The 1,208-nt window shown below is 66.2% G+C and carries 1 protein-coding gene; it reads left to right on the top strand.

Features of this window, described 5'->3' with window-relative positions; genetic code table 11:
- Positions 1-21: 21 nt before the first annotated feature.
- Positions 22-1,208 (top strand): NADP-dependent malic enzyme (locus A5740_RS11495; protein ID WP_076194153.1); only part of this gene is annotated, 1,187 nt, incomplete at its 3' end.

Genomic DNA, 1,208 nt, shown 5'->3' with positions numbered 1-1,208 from the left:
GCGTTGAAGTACCCTTGCGCCGTGTCGGAAAGTACAGTCGCGTCCTCGTCTGAGCGTTCGCAAGCCGGGCGCACCCCGCAGGTTGTCATCGATGATGCCGAGATCTTCGATGCTCATGAGGGCGGAAAACTCTCGGTGGAGTTGAAGTCGCCGCTGGACACCCAGCGGGCGTTGTCGATCGCCTATACCCCGGGGGTGGCTCAGGTGAGTCGGGCGATCGCCACTGATCACACCCTGGCTGCCAAGTACACCTGGGCCAACCGGCTGGTGGCGGTGGTCAGTGACGGTAGCGCGGTGCTGGGGCTGGGTGATATCGGGCCGGCGGCCTCGCTGCCGGTGATGGAGGGCAAAAGCGCCCTGTTCAAGACCTTCGGTGGGTTGAACTCGATTCCGATCGTGCTCGACACCAAGGATCCTGACGAGATCGTCGAAACCCTGGTCCGGTTGCGTCCGACGTTCGGGGCGGTGAACTTGGAGGACATCTCGGCGCCGCGCTGTTTTGAGATCGAGCGTCGGGTGATCGAGGCACTGGACTGCCCGGTGATGCATGACGATCAGCACGGCACGGCGATCGTGGTGCTCGCGGCGTTGCTGGGGGCGACCAAGGTCCTCGAGCGTGACATCCACACCCTGCGGGTGGTGATCTCGGGTGCCGGTGCCGCGGGGGTGGCGTGTGCCAACATCCTGCTGAACAAGGGCATCAACGACATCGTGGTGCTCGATTCTCAAGGGATCGTGCATTCCGGGCGGGAGAATCTCAACAGTTTCAAGGCCGAGTTGGCCGGGCGGACCAATCCGCGCGCGCTGACCGGCGGGCTGGCCGAGGCCCTGCAGGGTGCCGATGTGTTCCTCGGGGTGTCGGCGGGCATCGTGCCCGAGGAGCTGATCGCCACGATGGCGCCGGAGTGCATCGTGTTCGCGCTGTCGAATCCCGATCCGGAGATCCACCCCGATGCCGCGCGTAAGTACGCGGCGGTGGTGGCCACCGGGCGCAGTGATTTCCCCAACCAGATCAACAATGTGCTGGCCTTCCCCGGGGTGTTCCGCGGGGCGCTGGATGCCGGGGCCCGCCGGATCACCGAGAAGATGAAGGTGGCCGCGGCCGAGGCGATCTTCTCGGTCGTCGGTGAGGACCTGGCCGTCGACCACATCGTGCCCAGCGCCCTGGACCCCCGCGTCGGCCCCGCAGTCGCGGCCGCAGTCGCCGC

Source organism: Mycobacterium sp. GA-1841 (assembly GCF_001954135.1).
Classification (GTDB): Bacteria; Actinomycetota; Actinomycetes; order Mycobacteriales; family Mycobacteriaceae; genus Mycobacterium.
Note: the sequence above shows the minus strand (reverse complement) of the source record. Positions and strands in the feature narration are given on the sequence as shown.